The 24,092-nt window shown below is 37.4% G+C and carries 18 protein-coding genes, 1 tRNA gene and 1 pseudogene; 14 read left to right on the plus strand and 6 right to left on the minus strand.

Features of this window, described 5'->3' with window-relative positions; translation table 11 throughout:
- Window positions 1-881: 881 nt before the first annotated feature.
- Entirely contained in the window at window positions 882-2,540 is a 1,659-nt protein-coding gene (locus tag C502_RS0113765; protein ID WP_018679404.1) for a GGDEF domain-containing protein, read from the plus strand.
- Window positions 2,541-2,878: 338 nt separating this feature from the next.
- The gene (locus tag C502_RS0113770; protein WP_018679405.1) at window positions 2,879-3,586 is read left to right on the plus strand and encodes a hypothetical protein; all 708 of its coding nucleotides are present in this window, start codon (window positions 2,879-2,881) and stop codon (window positions 3,584-3,586) included.
- Here the strand turns inward: C502_RS0113770 and uvrA are convergent.
- Window positions 3,566-6,397: an excinuclease ABC subunit UvrA gene (gene uvrA, locus C502_RS0113775; RefSeq protein WP_018679406.1), complete on the minus strand. Its 2,832-nt coding sequence runs from the start codon at window positions 6,395-6,397 to the stop codon at window positions 3,566-3,568. The genes C502_RS0113770 and uvrA overlap by 21 nt on opposite strands.
- A gap of 370 nt (window positions 6,398-6,767) precedes the next feature.
- On the opposite strand from uvrA, the gene C502_RS0113780 reads away from it, so the two are divergent.
- The 3 genes from C502_RS0113780 (at window position 6,768) to C502_RS0113790 (ending at window position 8,776) form a co-directional block, all read left to right on the plus strand.
- The gene (locus tag C502_RS0113780) at window positions 6,768-7,370 is read left to right on the plus strand and encodes a TetR/AcrR family transcriptional regulator (protein ID WP_018679407.1); all 603 of its coding nucleotides are present in this window, start codon (window positions 6,768-6,770) and stop codon (window positions 7,368-7,370) included.
- Between the two features lie 3 nt (window positions 7,371-7,373).
- Window positions 7,374-8,351 carry a zinc-binding dehydrogenase gene (locus tag C502_RS0113785; protein WP_018679408.1) on the plus strand — a complete coding sequence of 326 codons (978 nt, stop codon included), beginning with the start codon at window positions 7,374-7,376 and terminating at the stop codon, window positions 8,349-8,351.
- Window positions 8,352-8,422: 71 nt separating this feature from the next.
- Window positions 8,423-8,776, plus strand: coding sequence for a DUF1304 domain-containing protein (locus C502_RS0113790; protein WP_018679409.1), 354 nt, complete (start codon window positions 8,423-8,425; stop codon window positions 8,774-8,776).
- Between the two features lie 155 nt (window positions 8,777-8,931).
- Here the strand turns inward: C502_RS0113790 and tenA are convergent, their stop codons facing one another.
- Window positions 8,932-9,606: a thiaminase II gene (gene tenA, locus C502_RS0113795; RefSeq protein ID WP_018679410.1), complete on the minus strand. Its 675-nt coding sequence runs from the start codon at window positions 9,604-9,606 to the stop codon at window positions 8,932-8,934.
- A 174-nt stretch (window positions 9,607-9,780) separates the two neighbouring features.
- Here tenA and C502_RS0113800 point away from each other — a divergent pair, with 174 nt between their 5' ends.
- The 3 genes from C502_RS0113800 to ssb all read left to right on the plus strand — a co-directional run bounded on the left by C502_RS0113800 (window position 9,781) and on the right by ssb (window position 13,026).
- A complete protein-coding gene (locus C502_RS0113800) occupies window positions 9,781-10,863 on the plus strand; it encodes a DUF475 domain-containing protein (protein WP_018679411.1) in 1,083 nt (360 codons plus the stop codon).
- Between the two features lie 150 nt (window positions 10,864-11,013).
- The gene (locus C502_RS0113805; RefSeq protein ID WP_035308421.1) at window positions 11,014-12,378 is read left to right on the plus strand and encodes an MFS transporter; all 1,365 of its coding nucleotides are present in this window, start codon (window positions 11,014-11,016) and stop codon (window positions 12,376-12,378) included.
- A 51-nt stretch (window positions 12,379-12,429) separates the two neighbouring features.
- A complete protein-coding gene (ssb, locus tag C502_RS0113810) occupies window positions 12,430-13,026 on the plus strand; it encodes a single-stranded DNA-binding protein (protein ID WP_018679413.1) in 597 nt (198 codons plus the stop codon).
- Window positions 13,027-13,125: 99 nt separating this feature from the next.
- Here ssb and C502_RS0113815 read toward each other — a convergent pair whose 3' ends face one another.
- Entirely contained in the window at window positions 13,126-14,088 is a 963-nt protein-coding gene (locus tag C502_RS0113815) for a LysR substrate-binding domain-containing protein (RefSeq protein WP_228129343.1), read from the minus strand.
- 345 nt (window positions 14,089-14,433) lie between these two features.
- Between C502_RS0113815 and C502_RS0113820 the strand changes: the two genes are divergently transcribed.
- The 3 genes from C502_RS0113820 (at window position 14,434) to C502_RS0113830 (ending at window position 17,853) form a co-directional block, all read left to right on the plus strand.
- Window positions 14,434-15,294, plus strand: a complete 861-nt coding sequence (locus tag C502_RS0113820; RefSeq protein WP_018679415.1) for a pirin family protein — start codon at window positions 14,434-14,436, stop codon at window positions 15,292-15,294.
- A 424-nt stretch (window positions 15,295-15,718) separates the two neighbouring features.
- Complete coding sequence (locus tag C502_RS0113825; protein WP_023274654.1) at window positions 15,719-17,017, plus strand: FAD-dependent oxidoreductase; 1,299 nt, start codon at window positions 15,719-15,721, stop codon at window positions 17,015-17,017.
- Window positions 17,018-17,019: 2 nt separating this feature from the next.
- Complete coding sequence (locus C502_RS0113830) at window positions 17,020-17,853, plus strand: SAM-dependent methyltransferase (RefSeq protein WP_018679417.1); 834 nt, start codon at window positions 17,020-17,022, stop codon at window positions 17,851-17,853.
- Window positions 17,854-17,905: 52 nt separating this feature from the next.
- Here C502_RS0113830 and C502_RS0113835 read toward each other — a convergent pair.
- Window positions 17,906-17,981, minus strand: a tRNA-Thr gene (locus C502_RS0113835).
- 100 nt (window positions 17,982-18,081) lie between these two features.
- Window positions 18,082-18,408 (minus strand): gamma-glutamylcyclotransferase family protein, encoded by a 327-nt coding sequence (locus C502_RS0113840; protein WP_023274655.1) that lies wholly within the window; start codon window positions 18,406-18,408, stop codon window positions 18,082-18,084.
- Window positions 18,409-18,588: 180 nt separating this feature from the next.
- Here C502_RS0113840 and C502_RS0113845 point away from each other — a divergent pair, with 180 nt between their 5' ends.
- The gene (locus C502_RS0113845) at window positions 18,589-19,539 is read left to right on the plus strand and encodes a hypothetical protein (RefSeq protein WP_018679419.1); all 951 of its coding nucleotides are present in this window, start codon (window positions 18,589-18,591) and stop codon (window positions 19,537-19,539) included.
- Window positions 19,540-19,926: 387 nt separating this feature from the next.
- Here C502_RS0113845 and fic read toward each other — a convergent pair.
- Window positions 19,927-21,043, minus strand: a pseudogene (gene fic, locus C502_RS18370) (protein adenylyltransferase Fic).
- A gap of 532 nt (window positions 21,044-21,575) precedes the next feature.
- Here fic and C502_RS0113855 point away from each other — a divergent pair.
- Both C502_RS0113855 and C502_RS0113860 read left to right on the plus strand, forming a co-directional pair.
- The gene (locus tag C502_RS0113855; RefSeq protein WP_018679420.1) at window positions 21,576-22,898 is read left to right on the plus strand and encodes a hypothetical protein; all 1,323 of its coding nucleotides are present in this window, start codon (window positions 21,576-21,578) and stop codon (window positions 22,896-22,898) included.
- 187 nt (window positions 22,899-23,085) lie between these two features.
- Complete coding sequence (locus C502_RS0113860) at window positions 23,086-24,042, plus strand: YagK/YfjJ domain-containing protein (RefSeq protein WP_018679421.1); 957 nt, start codon at window positions 23,086-23,088, stop codon at window positions 24,040-24,042.
- The last annotated feature ends 50 nt before the right edge of the window (window positions 24,043-24,092 follow it).

Genomic DNA, 24,092 nt, shown 5'->3' on the forward strand with positions numbered 1-24,092 from the left:
TTTAATTTGCATTTTATCGTCTCATAACATTTATTGATTATATTTAGTTTTACTAGCTCGGCTTTCCCCAAGGCTGAGCTTTTTTTTAAATTTTTTATTGCTTTTAGATAGAATGATTTAATAAAACCATGAAATAACAGCAATATAATTTTAGTATGATTTAGATAGCTTAAGTTTTAGCTGATATGTTTATAACTTTAAGCATTTAATCTGATCAAAATAAAATATATAAATGAAAAATAAACTTTTTTTAGTTAACAGGTTTAATAACATGCCGTATAGCTAAGAAATATTGATCTGAAATAGAGTGAATAGTCCAAGATCTATTGGTCGTCAAATAGAATGGATCTTAAATTAAAATAATTAGATCATGATATTTGAATTATTTCATTGTTAATTAAAATATTTTCAAAAAATCTCTGTGCTATTTTTGGATCTAGTTGTTATAAAATGGGGCGATCAAAAGGGTAGAGTGTTATAGAAGAATTTTATCATAGAGTAGATGTGTTAGATAAATCCAACCAATTGTTTATATTGTAAATTTATAAAGTCTAAGAGGTAATGAGTTGATCCTAGAGTTAATTTTAAAATATGAAATTTGCATTTCTAAATGCATCTAAGTGCTAAAAAATATTTCAGCTTATTTCTATATATTTCATATGTAACAAGTAAATATATGGAAAATAAAAATAAATTGAGATTTTATCGAAATTAGAAACCACTGTTAATCGTGACAATTAAATTAAAAAATCAGGTAAAATTATCGACTATTTAAAAATCAATTAGGATGACTTTTGAAAAGAACAAGGGAGGTTCATAGGCGTAGTCTAAAGCATACGAAATTACGTTCAGAGCAAATTAGTCTTCGTCTATTTTCTTGTATGGTCGTTATTATTTTTTCGATTTTATATATTTCAATCCCTTTAATTATTCATAGTTATCAAGAGTATGTTAAAACAAATCAGGCTGTGACTGAGATCATAAGCTTACGGGCTTTAGTCAAAACTGCAAATCAAATTTCTAAAGAGCGAGCACCAACTAATAAGGCAATGTCGAGCCAGCCAAGTAATTTATTAAAGAATAAAAAGAAATTAGAAGAACATCGACATGTCGTCGATACGCAGATTGATCAAACAATTTCGGTGTTAAAGAGAAATGGTTTTGAATCTATTGCACTATATTTACAAAGAGACTTAAAGGTAAAGTTGCTTCAAGCACGTACAGAGGTTGATATCTATATACAGTTACCATATCAACAACGTACCGCTAAACAATTTGATCATGCAATTTTATCTATGTTTGCTGTTTGGGATAAAAATCGAGATTTTTTGAAATTACTGATGACACAAGTAAAAAGTAAAGACAGTAAGATGTCGAATTATTTTATTTCAATTTTAGTGTTAACGGATATGCGTGATCAAGCAGGGCGTATTGCATCAAATATTATGGCACCGATCACGTTTGATGAGACGATTGCAGATGAAAACCGTGCACGTTCTCTGCAGACTCAGCATCAGGCACAATATCTTTGGTCTTTAGTCGATACAATTCAGCCCGAACAGACTAAAACAGTTGAATATATTCGTTTGCATGAACGTGTAAAAACAGAATTCTTAGATCAGGGACTGCCTTTAGTTTCAAAGCTATTGGATCAAAGTAAAAATGGTGAATCTTATTTCCTGACGGGGACGCAGTTGACGGAGCGTATGGTTAGTAAATTCACCACAGTGATGGATTTACAAAACTATATTTTAGACTATAGTCTTGAAGTCATAAAACAACAAAATAAAAAAGCAAAGCAACAATTTATTTTTACCTTTGGGATTTCAATTGTATCTTTGCTCACAGCTATTTTTACGATGATTTATGCTAAAAAAAAGGTTTTTAGTCCATTAATTAGGGCTAGAAATCTGATTTTACGTTTATCGCGAAGTTTGGATGAGCAGTCATCTTTGGAAAAACAATCCAAAGAGGAATTTTTTTCGTTATTTGAAGCGATCGATAAGTTAAAAGGCATGCTTAAACAACGTGATGTGATGGAGTCTCAACTTAAGCAAATTGCGAATTCGGATGTACTCACAGGTGTGGCAAATCGGTTAGCATTAGAAGAATATATTAATTTGTTAGAGTCAAAACCTGAAGGGTTATCAGAAACCTGTGTGATTGTGGTTGATATTGATAATTTTAAGTTTGTAAATGATCAGTATGGGCATATTGTTGGAGATCAGGTGATTACCATGATTGCTGATCAACTGAGACATAATGTAAGAGCATCTGATTTGATCGTACGTTATGGTGGTGATGAATTTTTGGTGGTCATTGAAAGTATTGAAATGAATGCCGCAAAAGCAATTGCTGAAAGTATTCGTTCAGGCATCTTAAAACAGAATATTATTATTTCTAGTGTTGGTGAGTTGATTCAGGTTTCAGTCAGTATTGGGGTGGCGATTGGGGCGGAGAGTTGGTTAGAGCTGCTAGAAAAAGCAGATCAGTCAATGTTAAGGGCTAAAGCTAAAGGGAAGAATATTGTAGAGAGTTAGAAATAGGATGTTTAATCGACAAGCCCCTATTTTGTCTATGTTTAGATATATTTTTTAGGAAAGAAATAAGTTCCCTTAACGCCTGATTCACATATTCTTCTTTAATTATATAAATCGTAGTGATTTGCGCCTTTGACGATGAGTAGGTTTTTCTTTAGATGCTGTTTTATTAAATAATTCATACTCCTTGCGATAAGAGCCAAAATACCTTCTGTTCACTTGTTACCCTCTGAAGGGCTAGATTGGTAAGTATTTTGCTCATTAAGATGAGAATCTAGTCATCAAATTTAAATTTGCGATTGTTAGCCTACGAAACATATTAAAATAGAGTCTTGTCTGTGTTGCCAAAAGACCAAAATAAGTTATTTGAGCTTATCTATTCACTAGATCATTATAAAGAATGGCAAAAGATCGCTAGGGCATCTAAACAATGTGAAGCAAGCGATGTTCCTCAAGAAGCTTTTCTATTTGTAATAGAGAAATGGGTAGGGGAATTTGATTTATCAAGTCTAGAGCATTGGAATGAACTAGAACATAAAATGTGGAATCACTTTGTTCATGGTGCTGATCGGATATTTAAATATGCTTCAAGTTTTGATCAAAGTTCTAGAAATGATCCAGATGAAGCAATTAATCCAATCCTTCTAGGAATATCATCACCAGTATCCACTGAGCCATTGCAACGGATGCTTGATCAAGTCGATCGACACTTACAACAAAAGAAACAAGCACAGCAAATTAAAGAAAATAGTTTTTCCATGATTTTAGCTTATGTCCAATTATTTGAAAGCTTAAAACCTATATTGTTGAAGTATACTTATTTGAATATTGCCGCATATTTAAAAATGTCTTACTCATGGCTGAGACGGTGTTTAAAACGTGCAGAAAAGCTTCAAAAAATTCAACCTTCTTTATTTGATAGGCTTGAGTTACCAAGAGTTGAAGATTTAGGAAGCTGGCGTAAATTTAAATTGGATAAAATAAAACTGTCTAAATTCACGCCAGTATTAGAAAATCAGCTTGATTTATTTCAACATCGGCTTTAAGAAACGCCCTGTATGTGAAATTTCAACTTCAGCGACTTGTTCAGGTGTGCCTTCAGCAATAATTTGACCACCACCCGAACCGCCTTCAGGGCCGAGGTCAATTACCCAATCGGCAGTTTTGATCACATCCAAATTATGCTCAATTACCACAATGGTATTACCCTTATTGCGTAGCTCATACAAAATATCGAGTAACTTCGCAATATCATGGAAATGTAAGCCTGTAGTTGGCTCATCTAAGATATATAAGGTTTTACCTGTATCTCGTTTTGCTAACTCACGCGCTAATTTCACCCGTTGTGCCTCACCACCTGATAGAGTCGTTGCGGCTTGACCTAAACGAATATAACCCAGCCCCACTTGCATTAACGTATCTAAACGGCGGTGAATCACAGGAATGGCACTAAAGAATTCAGCCGCATCTTCAACAGTCATTTCTAACACGTCTGAAATGTTCTTGCCTTTATAACCCACTTCTAAAGTTTCACGATTATAACGCTTGCCATGACAAGCATCACAAGGCACATACATATCAGGCAGGAAGTGCATCGCGACCTTGATCATGCCATCGCCTTCACAAGCTTCACAACGTCCGCCTTTCACGTTAAACGAGAAACGACCTGCGCTATAACCACGCGCTTTGGCTTCAGGCGTTTGCGCAAATAATTCACGAATCGGCGTAAATAAGCCTGTATACGTGGCAGGATTTGAACGTGGGGTACGACCAATCGGACTTTGGTCAATATCAACCACTTTATCTAAGTGCTGTAAACCATCAATCGAATCAAACTTTTCTGCGGTCAGTGTGGTTGCACCATTCAGTTGAGTCGCAGCCAAAGGCAATAAGGTACGGTTAATCAGCGTTGATTTGCCTGAACCTGAAACCCCAGTCACACAGGTCATAATGCCGAGAGGAATGGTTAAATCGACATTCTGTAAGTTGTGTCCGCTTGCGCCAGACAATTTAATGACTTCATCTGGACGAGGGGATTGAGTACGCTGTTTCGGTACTTCAATCTTCAATTTGCCTGAGAGGTATTGACCTGTAAGGGAATCAGCATGGTTTGCCAACTCATCATAAGTTCCTTCAGCAATAATTGCACCACCGTGAATCCCTGCACCAGGACCGATATCAATAATATGATCCGCGGCACGAATCGCATCTTCATCATGCTCAACTACAAGCACGGTATTGCCGAGATCGCGTAAGCGAATCAAGGTTTGTAATAGGCGATCATTATCACGTTGATGGAGACCAATGGATGGCTCATCCAGTACATACATCACGCCCATTAAGCCTGCGCCAATTTGTGATGCAAGGCGAATACGTTGTGCTTCACCACCTGATAATGTTTCGGCTGAACGAGCGAGACTTAAATAATTTAGCCCAACACTCACCAAGAAATGTAAACGCTCACGAATCTCTTTAAAGATTTTATCGGCGATTTCACCTTTGGCACCTTCAAGATTGAGGTCCTGATAGTAGTTTTCAGCATCACCAATCGACATCTTGGTAATTTGTGCGATGGTCTTGTCTTTCACCCGAACGTGGCGTGAAATTTCATTCAGACGTGAACCGTCACAGGCATCACAGGCTGCATTAGACAAATATTGTGCTAGATCATCACGCACATAATTCGATTCTGTTTCGCGGTAGCGACGTTCTAAATGCGGCAAGATTCCTTCAAAGGCTTGTACACGACTGTGTTTACGACCACGTTCATCAATATAACTGAGGTCGATTTTCTCTTTGCCTGTCCCTTGTAAAAATTTCTTTTGGGTGTCTTTATCGAGTGTATTCCAAGGCTGATCGAGATCAATACTGAAATGATCCGCTACTTTTTGCAGCATGGTGTAGTAATACGGACGTTGTCTGTCCCAACCACGAATCGCCCCTTGGCTGATCGAAACTTCTGGATTTGGGATCAGCTTTTCTGCGCTGAAATGACTACGCGTTCCCAAACCATCACAGACAGGGCAAGCACCGAATGGGTTATTGAATGAGAACAAACGTGGTTCAAGTTCAGCCACAGCACGATCACATTCAGGACATGAATGTTTTGCAGAGAACACACGTTCAGGATGTTCGCTATTCATCCACGACAACACTGCAATATCACTGCCTAAACGTAATGCGGTTTCGAAGGATTCTGCAATACGATTGCCCAAATCATCACGCACTTTAAAGCGATCGACCACCACTTCAATGGTGTGTTTTTTCTTTTTATCCAGTTCAGGTGGGGTATCAATATCAATGATTTCACCATCGACACGGGCGCGGACAAAACCTTGTCCTTGGAGTTGTTCAAATAGTTGGGTGTATTCACCCTTACGCTCGCGCACCACAGGTGCAAGTAGCATCAGTGCAGTGCCTTCTTCCAGTCCTTTTACCGCATCAACCATTTCTGAAATGGTTTGTGCCACCATCGGTAAATCATGTTCAGGGCAATAGGGTGTACCAACACGAGCATAGAGCAAACGTAAATAGTCGTAGATTTCGGTAATTGTACCGACGGTTGAACGTGGATTGTGGCTGGTTGATTTTTGCTCAATTGCAATCGCAGGAGATAAACCTTCGATTGAATCAACTTCAGGCTTTTCCATTTGTGAAAGGAATTGACGTGCGTAGGCTGAAAGTGATTCGACATAACGGCGTTGACCTTCGGCATATAAGGTATCAAATGCGAGCGATGATTTTCCTGAACCTGAAAGCCCTGTAATCACCACAAATTTGTCACGTGGAATATCGAGTGACACATTTTTTAAATTATGGGTACGTGCGCCTCGAATACGGATATGACTTTGGCTCATGAAAACATCTCAGTAGTATGCAAATAGAAGGTCAAAACAGGTTGAACATGGGTGCAATCCATCATCAATTATTTAATTTCAATGTAATGGTGAAAAGATTCAGTACACATCAATTTAAAATAATTTCTGGGCAGCATCTTACTGTTGAACAGGTCTTATATATGATAGCGTCTTAAAATTGTTCAAGTGGTATAAAAATATTTAAAACGACAAATTGTGACGGTTCAACGATAAGATCAGTATTTATCTCGACTTAACCGAGTTGTATTTTTATCATTCATTGTTGCAGATTTCCACTGCAAAACTCTCGATGAGAAGAAATACATAATTTTACTAGACGACTAGTCTAATATTAATTTATAGTGTGCCTATGAAACGATCAATAAAGAGTGAAGCAACTCGACAACACATTTTGGATACCAGTTTTGAATTGGTATTGCGTAAAGGTTTTGTGGGCGTTGGCTTACAAGAGATTTTAAAAGCCTGTGACGTGCCGAAAGGTTCGTTCTATCACTACTTTGCGTCTAAAGAGGCATTTGGTTGTGCCTTATTAGAACAGTACATGGCGGATTACAAAGTACGTGTTGAACATCTTTGGCAGCAAAGTGAACAAAGTGCTTATGCACGTTTAATCGCTTTGTGGCAGGCATGGATTGACGACCCGATTTATGGCAGTTGGGCAGAGAATTGCTTAATTGTGAAACTTGCGGCAGAGGTTTCTGATTTATCAGAAGACATGCGTCAGATTCTCAACTTAGGTGTACATCGACTGACACAAAGTGTGGCTTTATTGCTCAAAGAAGGGCAACAGCAAGGTTCGATTCCAACCCATTTAGACCCTTTAAAAACAGCTCAAGTGATGTATCAGCTCTGGTTGGGTGCAGCTTTGATGACCAAATTAGCACAAGACAAAGCTCCGCTACATTTGGCTTTAGAAACCACAAAACAGCTGTTACAACCGATACAGGAATAGATTATGCAAAGTATTATCCACCACCAATTTGGCGAACCTGTAGATGTTTTAGCATTAGGTGATATGCCGATACCTGAGCCTAAAGCGGGTGAAGTGCGTATCAAGACCATTATGTCTCCTATGCATAATCACGATGTTTGGACAGTACGTGGTAGTTATGGCTATAAGCCAACTTTACCTGCAATTGGCGGCAGTGAAGCGGTAGGTATTGTCGATGCTGTGGGTGAGGATGTTGATGCAAGTAAGTTAGGACAACGTATTGCGGTTGCTGGTGTACATGGTAGTTGGGCAGAATATTTTATTGCGCCTGCGCAAAGTATTATTCCTTTAAATGATGCGATTGATGATGAAACAGCAGCTCAATTGATCGGGATGCCGATAAGTGCTTTGATGTTACTCGACTTTGTGAATGTTCAAGCAGGGCAATGGTTGATTCAAAACACAGCCAATGGTGCTGTGGGTAAAACCGTAGCGATGATTGCTCAGGCGCGTGGTTTGCAAGTGATTAATCTTGTGCGTCGTACCGATGCAATTGCCGAAATGCAGGCTTTAGGCATTCAACATGTAGTTGCCACTGATCAAGCGGATTGGAAGCAACAAGTCAAAGCGATTCATGCTGATCAGCCCTTGATTGCAGGCGTGGATTCAATTGGTGGAACGGCCAGTGGTGAAATGCTGAATTTACTGAGTGAGAATAGTGTATTGGTTTCATTTGGCAGTATGACGGGCGAAACTATGCAGATTTCATCGGGCGATTTGATTTTCAAACAGGCAACGGTGAAAGGGTTTTGGGCAAGTGTAGTCAATAAAGAAATGCCAGCAGAGCGTAAAAAGGCATTATTTGTTGAGTTATTAACGCTTGCGAAACAAAAGAAATTAGTTTTACCTGTGGAAGGTGTTTTTAGTTTTGATGATATTAAAACGGCTGCACTCAAAGCAACTCAGGGTGCGCGTCAGGGCAAAGTGTTGTTAAAGCCTTAATTTGGAGAACAGATGACCAGTCGTGAGGCTGGTCTACTTAAATTTGCCTATCAAATAAAAAGGAAAATTATATGATTGGACAACTGCTTGTAGGATTGATTGCTGTATTACATGTTTATATTTTAGTGCTGGAAATGTTCCTATGGGACAAACCTTATGGTTTAAAGGCTTTTGGTAATAGCTTGGAAAAAGCCCAACTTACTAAAGTTTTAGCGCAGAACCAAGGTTTGTATAATGGTTTTCTTGCAGCAGGTTTGTTTTGGGCATTAATTGCACCTGAAACCTATGCGGTTGCTTTGGCGAATTTCTTTTTAGGCTGTGTGTTGGTTGCAGGAATTTATGGGGGATTGACTGCCAGTAAGAAAATTATTTATATCCAAGCTGTACCTGCATTGATTGCTTTAATCGCGGTTCACTTTTTTTAAGCAATAAAGGTATTCACTTGAGCGAGTTTATGTTTTAATGCAGCCAGTTTGAGATGAGCCTCATACAGTATATCGGACAATACGATATACGACTAAGCCCCCATGAGGGGCTTTTTTATGTCTATGAAAAATGTAAATGACGATTAGATAGGCGATTAAGCTTGGTCTAAACCCAACCATTGACGTTGTTGGTAAGCGCTATCCCAAAAGAGCCATTCCAATTTCGCGCCCATGCGATAAGCCGCATGCATTTTTGCTAAAGTGTCTTCATCACAACGTGCCGCTACTTTATCTACAGTTGTAATCACATTTCGAACTGCTGTATTAAACTCTTCACCTGCATAGGTATCAATCCATGCTTGATATGGATTATTAGGAACTGATTGGTTTACGATGTCTTTACCAACCTCAGCATAAATCCAAAAACAGGGAAGCAATGCTGCCAAGATCACAGGATAGCTTTCCGACCAAGCTGTAGCAGTTAAGAACGACGTATAATGATGGCAGGCGAGTGTTAATGGCGTATTTTCAAACTCAGCTTTGCTAATTTCAAACTCCTGCATAAAGTCAGCGTGCAAACTACGCTCCACAATAATGGCAATTTTTGCTGCTTCAGAAAACTGAATCACATCATCGGCTTCATAAGCTTTTGCAGCAGCCACAGCCAATGCACGTCCATAAGCCAGTAAATAATGCGCATCTTGAATAACATAATGGCAGAATACCTCACGCTTTAACGTGCCAGAAGCCAGTTCTTGATTAAATGGCAGTGCTAATATTTTTTGATATAAATCTTGATTACGTTGCCAAACATCTTGGGAAAAAGTCATGTATTTGAACCTATGAACAGCTTATAAATTGAAGAATGATAAAACTATAGCAGAGTCTTTATCTCGATCGCCTTTTCTCAAAATAAGTCTAACAATCTTTTTTATTTTCTAGCGCAAACTCACCTACAATAGGCACATTTTTATCATCCAACGATTTCGCATAAAAGGCTGTTCATGAAGCATTTTCGTTTTTCAATATTTTTTACGGTAGTGTGTTTGGCACTATCTGCCTACTGGGGCTATACGCATGGTCCTGAAGCAGGCGTAGCGACGATGCTTAAAGCATTGACAATTACTGCGATTTTAGCAGTGATGGAGGTATCACTTTCTTTTGATAATGCTGTTGTCAACGCATCAGTACTACGTGGTTGGGATCATTTCTGGAAAATGATTTTCTTAACGGTGGGTATTCTGATTGCCGTATTTGGTATGCGTTTGATTTTTCCTGTGGTCATCGTTGCAGTTACAGCAGATATGGGGATGGTCGAAGTCGCTAAAATGGCATTGAACGATCCAAAGAGCTATTCAGAACGCTTAATGGCACATCATGCTGAAATTTCAGCATTTGGTGGCACATTCTTATTATTGGTGTTCTTAAATTTCTTCTTCGATGATGGTAAAGAAACGCATTGGTTTAAGTGGTTAGAAGCAAAATTGGCAAATTTAGCCAGTGTACCAGCGATGTCAGTTTTTCTTGCCTTGATTGCCATGATTATTATGGCAGCTAATGTTGAAGAATCTATTCGCTTAGCGGTGACGATGGCAGGTATTTGGGGCATTGTGGTCTATATTGGCGTGCAAGTTCTCAGTCACTTATTGGGTGGTGAGCCAGAGATTGATGAAAATGGTAATGCCGTTACTCATGATGCAAGTGGTGCGGCTTCAGGTGTCGTGAAAGCTGGATTTGGTGGTTTCTTATATCTTGAAGTTCTTGATGCCTCTTTCAGTTTTGATGGTGTGATTGGTGCATTCGCAATTACCAGTGATGTTGTCATCATTATGTTAGGTCTTGCGATTGGTGCGATGTTTGTCCGTTCAATGACAATTTATTTGGTTGAGAAAGGGACTTTGGATGCCTATGTTTTCTTGGAACATGGCGCACATTATGCCATTGGTGCTTTGGCATTCATTATGATCGCAAGTGGTACGGGTTTACATGTACCAGAGGTTGTAACGGGGCTAATCGGTGTTGCATTTATCGTTTGGGCGGTGGTTTCTTCAATCCAATATAGCAAGCGCGAACAGCAAACCTCTTAAGCTTATTTTCAGTTAATGAGCGTATTTTTAGTAAAGGAGCGAAATCGCTCCTTTATTTTTTCTCCTAAAGATTGTGTTTTTCATAATCTACTTACAACCTTGTTAAGCGAATCGCTTATAATTCGCTAAGCCAGTTATAGTGTCTTATCAATAATGAATGCTTTAGAACGCCGTTCAACCTTTGCCTTAAGTAGCATTTTTGCCTTACGCATGTTGGGCTTGTTCATGATTATTCCTGTATTTTCTGTTGCAGGACAGTCATATCAATACGCCACACCTGCCTTAATCGGGCTAGCGGTTGGGGTCTATGGTTTAACTCAAGCCATTTTACAAATTCCATTTAGCCTTTTAGCTGATCGCTTTAGTCGTAAGCCGCTCGTTGTGCTAGGTTTACTCTTATTTGCCTTAGGCGGTGCAATCGCGGGCTTGTCTGACACGATTTATGGTGTGATTATTGGGCGAGCAATTGCAGGCGCAGGTGCGGTTTCAGCTGTGGTGATGGCATTGCTTGCCGATGTAACACGTGAAGAGCAGCGTACCAAAGCTATGGCTGTGATGGGGATGAGTATTGGCTTATCTTTTGTAGTGGCATTCAGTTTAGGGCCATGGCTCACCAGTTTGGTTGGTATTTCTGGTTTATTTTTTGTCACAACAATTATGGGCTTAGCTGCAATTTTAATGTTGTTACTGGTGCCTAAAGTCACTCGACATCATCGGAATTACCAACAAGGCTATGTATTGCAGCTGAAACAAGTCATTCAAATGGGTGATCTGAACCGATTGCACGTTTCCGTTTTTGCACTACATTTATTACTGACAGCGATGTTTATTTATATTCCTTCTCAGTTGATCGAATATGCCCAAATTCCTTTGGCAAAACATGGTCTCATCTACTTACCATTATTGGTTCTTAGTCTATTTTTTGCCTTTCCAAGCATTATCATTGCTGAAAAATATCGCAAGATGCGTGGTATTTTCTTATCTGCGATTGCAGGCATTATTATTGGATTGCTGCTGCTAATTTTTGGATATGAATCTAAATATGTATTGCTTGCAGGATTAGGTATTTTCTTTATCGCATTTAATGTGATGGAAGCGTTATTACCTTCTTGGTTATCAAAAGTTGCACCAATTCAATCTAAAGCCACCGCAATGGGTATCAATGCCAGTAGCCAGTTCTTGGGGGCTTTTTTTGGGGGGACTTTGGGTGGACAGCTTTTGATGTTACAGAATACTGCACTTGGGTGGAGCGTACTCTCTGGGATTGCTATACTGTGGTTGCTCGTGAGTTTTGGCTTGGCCCAACCAAGATATTTGTCTTCAATTGTGTTGCCTTTACCTCAAATGGCACAAACAGATGAATGGACTTCAAAACTATTGGCAATTCGTGGTATTGAAGAAGTCGTGGTGATGCCCGAACAACAAGTTGCTTATATTAAAGTCGATAAACAGCGGATAGATGATGCTGGGCGACAAGATTTAACGCACTTGATTGGCAAAGAGGTAGCCATTTAAGTATAACTCTTATAAAGTAAAACATAGAAATACATAGGATGAAGACAGCTAATGCGTGGTGTGAATAAAGTTATTTTAGTCGGTACTTTGGGTAAAGATCCTGAAACAAAAACCTTTCCAAATGGTGGATCATTGACTCAATTCTCGATTGCGACAAGTGAATCGTGGACAGATAAAAATACAGGTGAACGAAAAGAACAAACAGAATGGCATCGTATTGTATTACACAACCGTTTAGGTGAAATTGCTCAGCAATATTTGCGTAAGGGCTCAAAGGTGTATATCGAGGGTTCATTGCGTACACGTCAATGGACAGACCAAAATGGTCAGGAACGTTACAGCACTGAAATTCGTGGTGATCAAATGCAAATGCTTGATTCACGTCAACAAGGTGAGCAGAGCGGTGGCGACTTTAACCAACCACGTTTTAATAACAACAATAATAACCAAGGTGGCGGTTATCAAAATACGGGTTATAACAATAACAACAACCAAAATGGCTATGGTCAAGGCGGTGGCTTTGGTGGTGGAAACCAAGGTAATTACGCAGGAAATCCTCAAGCAGGTAATGGCTTTAATACGCCAAAAGCTGCACCGCAACCTACTGCGTCAGCACCAGCCGATTTAGATGATGATTTACCGTTCTAGATCATATATCTAGTCACACGAAAGGCATAAACTCAGTTTATGCCTTTTTTTATTGTTTATGTGCTCAATAAATTGTGAAATAACGTTCTTATTTCTGTATTACAAAGTGTAACCACTGTCAGTTTTTGCCAATTCACGTAGACCCTCGATCAAGGTTTCGATGAGTTTTTCAACCACCAAGCGTTGCCCTTTACGAGAAGCATAAACGAGTTGTACTGTGCCACGATTCGACTTCCATTCAGGCAAAATATGAATGAGTTTACCTTTCTCGATATCTGATTGAACGGTTAAATAAGGCAAGTCTGCGATACCTAAGCCATCACTCACCGCATAATAGACACCAGCTAAATCATTACTTCGAATTCTCGGTGAATAGGCAACATCAACAGTTTCATCATGATTTATATTGCATAAATGCCAATGATATTGGTTTTTTTGGATGCCTAAAGCCACACTAGGATAGGAGTGCAATTCTGAATAATGTTCAATTCGACTGTTTTGCAATAATTCAGGAGCCGCAACAAGACAATGCTCTGTCCGAATAACATCACGGACAATCAGGCTAGAGTCTTGATTGGGTTCGAAGCTGGTTCTGATTGCAATATCAATATCATCATGTAGTACATCAACTCGACGGCTCGTGAGTTCTAGAGCGATTTCAACTTTAGGGTAGTTTTTTAAGAACTGACTGAGTAACTGACGAACCTGAAAGTGCATCATTAACGGTGGACAACTTATTTTAACCAGACCTTGTGGTTCACTTTTTTGTTTTAATAAAACATTTTCAGCACATTCAACTTGAGCAATCACTTTACAACATTCTTCGTAAAATTCTTGTCCTAATTCGGTCACTTTAAAATGACGTGTTGTTCGTTGAATGAGATTGAGATTAAACTTTGTTTCAAGGTCAATAATACGACGGCTCAGTTTAGATTTACTGATATTTTCAGCTTCACTGGCAGCACTAAAACCGCCGTGTTTAACCACGAGATAGAAATAATGAAAATCATCAAATGAATTAATCAAGGTGGGTCGAGTCCTATCACTATGCAAGATTAGAATAGCATTAACGCTCCTAATCTGTAGATGTGGTTTATCTTTTCGAGGTATTTTGAACCGCACTGTTCATCAAGTTACGATAAGCAGGAGTGTTCTTGATCATGACGTCGTTTGGAGTGTTGTTTTAAATGATGCTAATCAAAATATTCAGATGTCAGAAGTACAAAAGATGAGATGAACAATATTGAAAATAGGATGATGAATGAAAATATGAATTTTAAATACCTATAAAAAGATAAATTGTCCTATTTATAGAATAATGTGTTGCCAATCCATCTCTATAAGCTTTAATCACTGAAGCGTAAAATGAATCTCAAGAAAAGAATTTCCTGAATAGGAGAAACTAAAATGAAGAAAATTCTTGGGATCTATCAAAATAAACATATGCATTGGGTGGGTGATGGTTTCCCAGTGTACAACTTGTTTTCCTATGATCGTTTGGGACAAATGATCAGCCCATTTCTACTGCTAGATTATGCTGCACCTTACCGCTTTGAGCCGACTACTGCTCAACAAGGGGTGGGTACACATCCGCATCGCGGTTTTGAGACAGTCACGATTGCTTATCAGGGCGAAGTGACACATCAAGATTCAAGTGGCGGCGGTGGCACAATTAAAGCAGGTGATGTGCAATGGATGACGGCTGGAGGTGGAGTCCTACACCAAGAATTTCATTCTCCTGAGTTTGCGCATCAAGGTGGTTTGTTTGAAATGGTACAATTATGGGTGAATTTGCCTGCACATTCAAAGATGACTCCAGCAAAATACCAAGCCATTGAAGCCGCTCAAATTCAAAGCATCAGCTTAGATGATGTTGGTAGTGAGTTACGTGTCATCGCAGGGCAATACCAAGAGAGAGCGGGCGCAGCAACCACGTTTAGCCCTGTCAATGTTTGGGATGGTAAAATTGTGGCAGGTCAAGCACACACGTTTTATGTGACCGAAGGACATACCACATTGTTGGTGGTACTTTCTGGTGAGGTGATTTTAAATGATGCTCAACACATTGAAGCACCAAGCTTGGTTGTACTGAGCCGTGAAGAAATTGATTTTACGATCAAGGCTGAGCAAGACAGTAAATTCTTGATTTTAACGGGTCAACCTTTGAATGAACCGATTGAAGGTTATGGACCATTTGTTATGAATAGCAAAGCTGAGATTACAGACGCGATCAATGATTTCAATCATGGCAAATTTGGCAGCATGTAAAGCTCATTTTTCCCCTATATATAGACATATAAGAAAGCCCATAACTCCTTTAAAGTTATGGGCTTTCGCTATAAGGCTCTCTATTGATTGTTTTAATATTAGGTCACTTATTATTGTGCAGTTTGTTACGTGACTCGATTCTGATTATTGTTTAATCACAATAGCGCTAAATTTCAGCTTTGCAAAGTCCTTGAGATCGTAAAAATGATGAAATAAAGAATGTTCTGTCTACTGTGCTTGAATAAGTGAATATTATCATTAAGTTAAGAGCAAAATAGAAAGCATGCTAAAATGTAACAAGAAATGACCTATGTTGCTAAGACAAAAGTCTAGCTTAAATGCAGAATCTGGTATTTTTTAATACCGTGTTTAAGTTAACTATCAGTCATAATCAAGAAAAATCATCAACTGATGGGACATAATTTTGGATATTGCAATAATCGGCAGTGGAATGGCGGGACTTGCCTCAGCCAGAATCCTACATGATGCAGGGCATAAAGTGACAATATTCGAAGCACTCGCAGGGCGAGGCATGGATAGTCACAGTATTGACTTTGATGGTGGCATAATTGATGCGCCATTACGTGTGATGAATCCCAAGCTTTGGAAAAATACGCTAAGCCTAGCAAGTTACTTAGGCATAGAAACTTTTCCAGTACGCACATTTATGGCCTGTAGTTGGCTATTTGAAGATAAAACAGATACTTGGTTGACCACTTCTCGCAGCCGTATTGGTAATTTCCCAATTATTAATAACCGTAAAGGCATACAGCAATATGGTTGGCGTTTAGTCAAAGGCATGTTGCAATTAAAAACCGCCGTACATCAATTTTTCAAATCAGAGAATCAAGACATCACCTTAGCCGAATTCATGAATCAATATCATATTGAAGAAGTATTTTGGCATGGGACAGTAATGCCTGTTCTTTATACGATTTGTACATGTCATCCAAAAACGATTGGTGAATGGCCAGCCAAGCCACTATTAGAATTTATTCGCCAACTCACAGAAGGTGAAGCCTTATTAAGAATGAAAGGTGGAACACCTGCTTTAGTAAATCGTTTAATTGAGGGTATTGCAATCCATAGTGGTTCACCTGTGCATAAAGTCGAGGAACAAGGCGATAAAATTTTGGTAGAAAATGAGCAAGGCGAAAGCCAATTATTCGATCGAGTCGTGATCGCAACACCAACGCCAGTGATTGAAAATTTCTTGAAGCAACCACAATTTGCAGATGATCTTGCGCTATTGAAAAAGTTCCGTTTTGAACAGGGTGATTTGGTTATTCACACAGATCCAATCGTGATGCCGCAACGCCGTAAAGATTGGGCGGTATTAAGTTATATGATGGATCGGAATTTTAGTCGCCAGCAATTTACCGTGTGGATTAATTCGATCGAACCAAGCTTGGTTGGAAAAAATGCCGTATTCCAAACATGGTGTCCTGTGATTGATATTGATCCTAAGAAAATTATTTCTAAGGTGCAACTCACACGTGCTGTTGTCGATTCTGAAACGGTTGCGTTGAATAAACAAATCCAGCAACGCCATTTAGACTTAAATCGTAAAGTGTTCTATTGCGGTTCATGGTCATGTGATGGTTTGCCAATTTTAGAGTCAGCAGTCACTTCTGCAATGCATATTTCTGAAATCTTAGGCGCACCATTACCTTTCGTTGGACTTAAACCAAAAGTTACAGTTGCACCTGAACTCGGTTATTAAATATGGCTTACTTCAAGCAAAGATTGATTGAGAAAGTTTTCGGACATAAATATGCAATTGATGCAAAACGTCTAGGAGATGATTCTCTACTTGCTTGGAGTAATTTAGGCTATTGGCAAGACCAGCGTCATGATTATCCACAGGCTTGCCAAAGTCTAGCTGATCAAATCGCTACTTCTGTTCAACTCAAACAATCTGATCGTGTTTTAGATCTGGGCTGTGGGCAGGGAGCAAGTCTTTTACATTGGCTTAAGTATTACCAGATTCAACAACTCAGTGCGGTTGAGCTACAGCCCGAATGTGCCAAACGAATTCAGAAACAACTCCCGCAAGTTCAAATTCATTGTGGATCTTTTTTGAATTTAAACCAACAGCATTTTTTAAATTCATTTGATGTGATTGTCTGTATTGATGCGGCTTATCACAGTGATTTGAATTCATTTCTTAATTCAGTGTCCCCAATTTTGAATTCACAAGGTCGCATCGCTTTTCATTATTTAATGTGGTCAGATGCTTGGCGAGAGAGTTCAAATTTAAAAAAACAACAATATCGTTATGTGCTTAAAAGTGCTGATATGAATTGGCAAAATTTAATGGATGAACAACAACTGACACAAAAGCTTATACAAAAAGGATTTACCGAGATTGAAATTCAGGATTTTTCCGAACCTGTTTTAAATGGTTTTGCTGAGTATATTAAAAATAAGGGAACTGAGAAAAAACACGTTGACTTGGCACAATTAAAAATCGCAATAACAGCGAGGTTGTGTCGAAAACTCTTCGAAGATGGTTTAGTTCATTATGTTCAGGTGAGTGCGGTTAAGTCCGCATTTTAATATGCAATTATAAAAACTAAAAAACCTCATAAAGTGTTATGAGGTTTAATAATGGTGCCGACACACGGATTCGAACTGTGGACCTACTGATTACAAGTCAGTTGCTCTACCAACTGAGCTATGCCGGCAACGTGGCGAGAATTTTACAGAATCTAATTAAAAAAACAAGCGAAAAAATAAGCAAACAGAGAAATTTGATTCGATTGTTGAATTTTTGCCAGTTTTGATTCAAGTATTTAGTGCATAGACATAGGAATCAATCACTTCACCTGTACTTAAATACGCTTTAACAGGGACACGTTGATAGCCTGCACCTTCGAATTCATCGAGTTTTTGCCAATGTTGTTCTAAATTGTCTGAGAAAAAGACAAAGCCAGAGACTTGATGTTCGCTTTGATCCAACACAATCCCCGGAAAGCCGAGTTCTGCACCCCAACCTTGTTGTTTCAGTGCGCCAAATACATGTGCTTCTGCCCAAGTACCACCAATTTTTTCCATGATATGGGCATTGGGACGGTTTGGCCCTAACGTACCGTAAACAAATAAACTAAGCATAAATAAATGTAGAAATTAAAAAGGGTAGTTTAGCAAATAGGATAAATCAAGAATGAGAAATTTTTCATTATGAAAAACTACTTTGTGCGATCACTTAAATAGGTTCATATGTTTTAGAGAACATACTGGTTATAATCAATAAATTCTTAATAGATTTATACAAATTAGGTTAAATAATTAATGAACGATTTAATAACAAGATTTTTAAATAATTTTAGCCAGTGGCATGAAGTGGGATTGACAATAATAAAAACCATTATTGCGATTGGAGTGTTGTGCTTGGTTGCCTATCTTTTAACAATTAGTTATATCCCTTCAGAGATAAGCTTTGGCGATACACTCATTTTTTTACTCATCTTTGTTGCTTGTTCTCTTGTCTATACAGGATTAAGTATAGTGCTTTTTTTCTTTGGAATCTCCTTAATGCCTATAGTTTATCTGGTCATTAGTACCGTAGATAAGTATTTGCCACCACATATAAGAATAGGTAAAAAACTTCCCTTTTCAAAGATTAGTATTCTAACATTAGGAGCATCCCTTTATCTTTTATATACTATTCGTGGTTTGCTGTTATTACATTGGAAAATTAGTTTTTATATAGCTATTACATCAGCCTTTATTTCTTTGTTCTATTACGCTTTTTATATTAATAGACAAAAGATCAAAGAGTTCAGCAACAAGTTTGAGAACTTAAAAGATATTATTGACGATCCAGATGCGAGTGAAAATCTTAAAACATTTGCAAGAACTAAATTAAAAAGATTAGAAACACATATTAAAGACAGTATACAGATTTCTTTTTTTCTTATTATGACTCCACTTGTTCCTATGTTTTTTATTGGAGATATTGGAAAAGTATTCTTAGATTTCACTATGCAGAAAACAGGTGTACGTATAGATAAAGCAACACTATACATTAAAGCACCTTATGCCACTTTAATTAACTCACCTAAAACGACGAATAAAGAACTAAACCAATATCAAACCTATATTTTTAAGGATATAAAAGTTTTATTTCAAGGGATTGGCGAAAATACATTAATTTCCTATAAGGTTAAAAATATTGAGAAACAGATCGTAATTCCAAATGAATACATCATAATAGAGAGCTCTCGGAAAGTTGATGAGTAGTTTTAGAGCTTAAAAAGAAATTTTTGAATAAAAACAGATCACTTCTATTTCTTTGAGGGTAAATTATTTTACCCCCAGTTATACCCCAACTATATCAGGATTCAATAGGGTCAATTGGAAAACATAAGGCAATAAAAAAAGCCTAAACCCTTTAGATTTAAGCTTTTAGGACTCTATGAGATATCATAGAAGTAGAGAGGGAATAAACTTATTGGTTTAAATGTATGATAATTAATTAAAATTAAATTTAGTGTTTTGTATTTTACCCCCAGTTATACCCCCAACTGCATGAGGGTACTTCCTTAGCTATTCAGCTATTGTTCTTACTATAACATGGAAGCCTTGATTGATTTTACCGCTATTAAGATAAAACAGCAGAGGTTTCGCTTATTGATCACAGTAAAGGCTAAACTGGTTTTCATCACTCGTTAGCAAGTGCAACAGCTTGGGATGCAGAAATAGCTTTTCTTTCCCGACAGCGATTTCTTCCAGAACTCTTAACTCAACTAATTTTTTTAGATAGGTTGATGCAGCTTGCCTTTTGGCAATGCCTTTGTCCACTAGATTAGAAATACGGCAATAGGGGTGTTCAAAAATTACATCGACCAATTCTCGTGAGTAAATCTTTTCAGCACGATTTTTAATGTATTCGATGCTATGTTCATGCAATTTTCGAATTGCTTTGATTTTGGCAATTGTCCATTCACTACTATTTTTGACTGCTTGGAGCATGAATAAAATCCATTCTTGCCAATTTTCTTGTGTTGTTACACTCAATAGCAGTTCGTAGTATTTAGCTTTATTTTGAATGATAAAACGACTCAAATAAAGAATCGGCAAAGTTAGTAATTGCTGATCCATCAAATACAAAATATTAAGAATCCGCCCTGTACGCCCATTGCCATCAACAAAAGGGTGAATCGCTTCAAATTGATAATGAGCCATCGCCATTTTGATTAAAGGATCTATGTCTTCGTTGTAATGTAGGAACTGATCTAAATTGGATAACAAGTTTCGGATCATTTCCTGCCCGTCAGGCGGTGTGTAGATGACTGCCCCTGTATAGCTATTTTTTAACGCTGTACCTGTAGTTGCACGGATATCCAAATCAACACCTTTGATCGTCTGGCATATCTCGATAGTGGTACGAGTATTTAAAGGGCGTTCCTGAATGGACTGTACGCCTTGATATAGTGCTGTCCTGTATCTTAGAGCTTCTTTAGTAGCATGATCAGCCTGATCTTCATGACCTTGTGCATGTTGGAATAGCTTATTGGTCGTGGTGACAATATTCTCAATTTCAGAACTATCCTTTGCCTCTAACAATGTGATGATATTAATCAAGATCGTTTTGGTTCGGGATAAGTTTGCCTGCCTGCTTTAACTCAGCCAAGGCTGCTCTAGCCTCAATACATAACTTGAGTACTATCTTGGTCTCTACATCCTGTTCTGGTGGTAATGGAGGTAGATCGTTATACGGTTCAGTTGCTTGCCAATGGGACATCGTATTTATTCCAGTATTTATTGTTATGTCGATAAAAGTTAGAAATATCGACATGATCTATAATGCATGTTTACGGCAACAATATAATTAATCAGAATATTTAGTAGTTGCATCAGATGGTTTTTAATAATTATTTAAGTGAATTTTACTTTATTTATATATGTGTATTAGTAAAGAAATATCATTTTCCTAAAATTTAACGAAAAATACTAAATAGAACTTAAACGATGATAAGTCTAGTTAGGTAACAAAAAAGATTATTCGATAGTCAGTAAACGTAGCAGCTAGGCAGCCCTTAGCGTAAGGGAAATTTTGCAAATATATAAAAACCTCCCATAGGTATATACATCGTTAGAGTGATCCATCGAAAGGATATTCTTAAGTTTAAGGAAATATACTAAATATAAAAACAATTGGTTTTTTGTTAAAAGTCAAACATCAAAACCTTATGAATTATTCAACAAAAGCACTTGTGGATTCATACAAATGCATGTTATTAATTTTTTATAAGTTTTTGTTTTAGATTATTTATATGTCAAATCATGCTGAAAAAGAAAGAATTATACATAATACGTTCGATGAAATGATTGCACGTTGGTCTGTGTCTGGTTTTTATCATGAAAAACTTGTTGAAAAAGAATGGATGACGGATCTTACAAAACTGAGAAAATTGGAAATTTTTCTCAATAATATTGAACGATTGAAAACAGATTTATTTATTTCTGGTCCAAGTTATTACCGTAATGTAGATGGAGTGGATTTCAAAAAAGATCCAACAATCATTTTTTATCCAACTCAATACGCAAAAGAAAGTTCAGTAATGGAATGTGTTTTTGGACCTTTAAACTATTTGAGTATATTTGAAAGTTACTTGGTACAAGAAATTAGTCCAAAAATATTTTTATTTTTTGATGAAAATGATAGTAATTTTGGACGGGTGTTTAAGACAAAAAATCAATACGAACTAAGAAAACCCATTCAAAAAAAACTGGATGATAAAATTGATATAAAGACTAAATTTCTTAAGGAAACAGGCATACAAACACTTCAAGAGAGTTTTCAACTTGATCATGAAGTAATAATTTTTCTGAATAAAAAAGTGGCTGCATATAAAGAGAAAGTTGCTAATCTCAAGTCTAAGAAAAATTTGGAAAGCAAATTCCACAAAAAGAGAAAAGAGTTTCAACTATATTTTAATGAATTGTTAGCTAAGCATAAGAAATTATTTGTATTTTCTATAAATTTTTATCTTAATGGTGCAAGAGGGAAATTTGATTTTCCTCAAATAAGAAAAAATTTTTTCAATACCTACCGATTTAATACTAATTTGAAATCCATAGTTGGTTACATGGGGACTTGGGAATTTGATCATAAAAATGACTTTTACTTTAGAGTAGTTTTTTTTGCCGAGCATAAAACATCTGAAGAGCAAAAAAACATTGTGGATACAATTATTTATACATGGGAGTCTTTTGGATTCAAGAAAGGAATGTCACCTTACTCTGAACTTAAATTTACGGCTATGCTAAGTAATATCGGTGAGTCACGAGCAAGTTTGAAAAAACCAACTTGTATAATCAGTAAAAATAGTCATAAGCTGATTTCCGACTTTTCTGATATTGTGATCAACTATACAACACTCGCAGAGAAATATTTTTTTCCAGCAGAATTACAAATTTTTATTTTTGAACATATGCAGGAAAATAAGAAAAAAAAGAATGATAAAGGTATATATGTGATCGAGAATCTTCAATATAGTTTCTCTCGCTCATTCCGAGGGCACATGAGGAAATCTGATGCTGAAAAACTAACTTTAGCTAATTCAAGCAAAGAAGATGCTTGTGATTCAAGCTAAGTTTGCTTCATTGAGTTACGATTGAGTAGTAGCTAGATCTTAATTGGTTTTTAAAGTTATTATTAATATATTAATTATCAATGCCTTATCTTGTTATTGATTGATTCTTCACTCATATATATGCGGCATAATTAAAAAACTACAGACATGACTGTGATATGAATCCTAACATGATGAGTATCACGACATGAATTTGACTACAGTTCTTTGGAACGAATCTAGTATTTGTACTGCGATTGAAGACTTTGTTTACGATGTCTGTTTTGAACAGATCGGTGAACAACAATTCAAACAAACATTGAGTACATTATATGAAGCCTTTCAGCATTTCTATTCAGCACAGCTTCACTACGCTGAATCCATCCAGTATTTTGTTCAGTGTAAGTATTGGATTGATCATTTTCTGAATGGTCAATCTGCATCACATATCTTGAATTTTAATATTCAACAAGTTCAAACCCTATGCTGTGTACTCAGCCAATATAAATATGATTATTGGAATGAGTATGCTCGCTTTATTCAGCAAGAAGAGCAGAATCGAAGATCACTGCATCAGTATCTGACTAAACTCATAACACATTATTCTGAACTGTTGTTTGTACGTGTCGATTTGGGTTATCTCAAAGAGCAACAGGTTTATGTTGGTATCGAGAATGTTCAACAACATATGAGTATTTTAAGAAATCGTATAGCAAATCAAGATGGTTGTTTCATGGGGTTACAGGGATATGCATGGGCATTAGAGCAGGGTGTAGATAAAGGCTACCATTGCCACTTATTGCTGATCTATGATCCATCGAAACGACAGAATGACTGGTATCTCGCTGATCAGGTTTGGCAAATGTGGAACAGTATTACGGGTAATATCGGTGTGCACTTTAACTGTAATACTACGGAATATAAGCAGAACTTTATGCGGAATGATCGCTTAGGGGTAGGACCTATTCGATGCGACAATCCCGTGGAAGTAAGTAATGCTTTGAATGCTGCCATGTATCTGGTCAATCCTGAAAAGTATGCACAGTATCTACGAGCAAAGATACCGTATATGCGTAGCTTCGGTACAGGTCAATTTGAAGTGCATTGGCGTAGAGGTGTTGCTCAAACCTTGCAGCGATGCGGATTTAAGTCAAACAACGATTAAAAAACTACGGCACTCCTAGTGATATGAACAAATAACCTAGGATGTGTTTT

The organism is Acinetobacter tjernbergiae DSM 14971 = CIP 107465 (assembly GCF_000374425.1).
Classification (GTDB): domain Bacteria; phylum Pseudomonadota; class Gammaproteobacteria; order Pseudomonadales; family Moraxellaceae; genus Acinetobacter; species Acinetobacter tjernbergiae.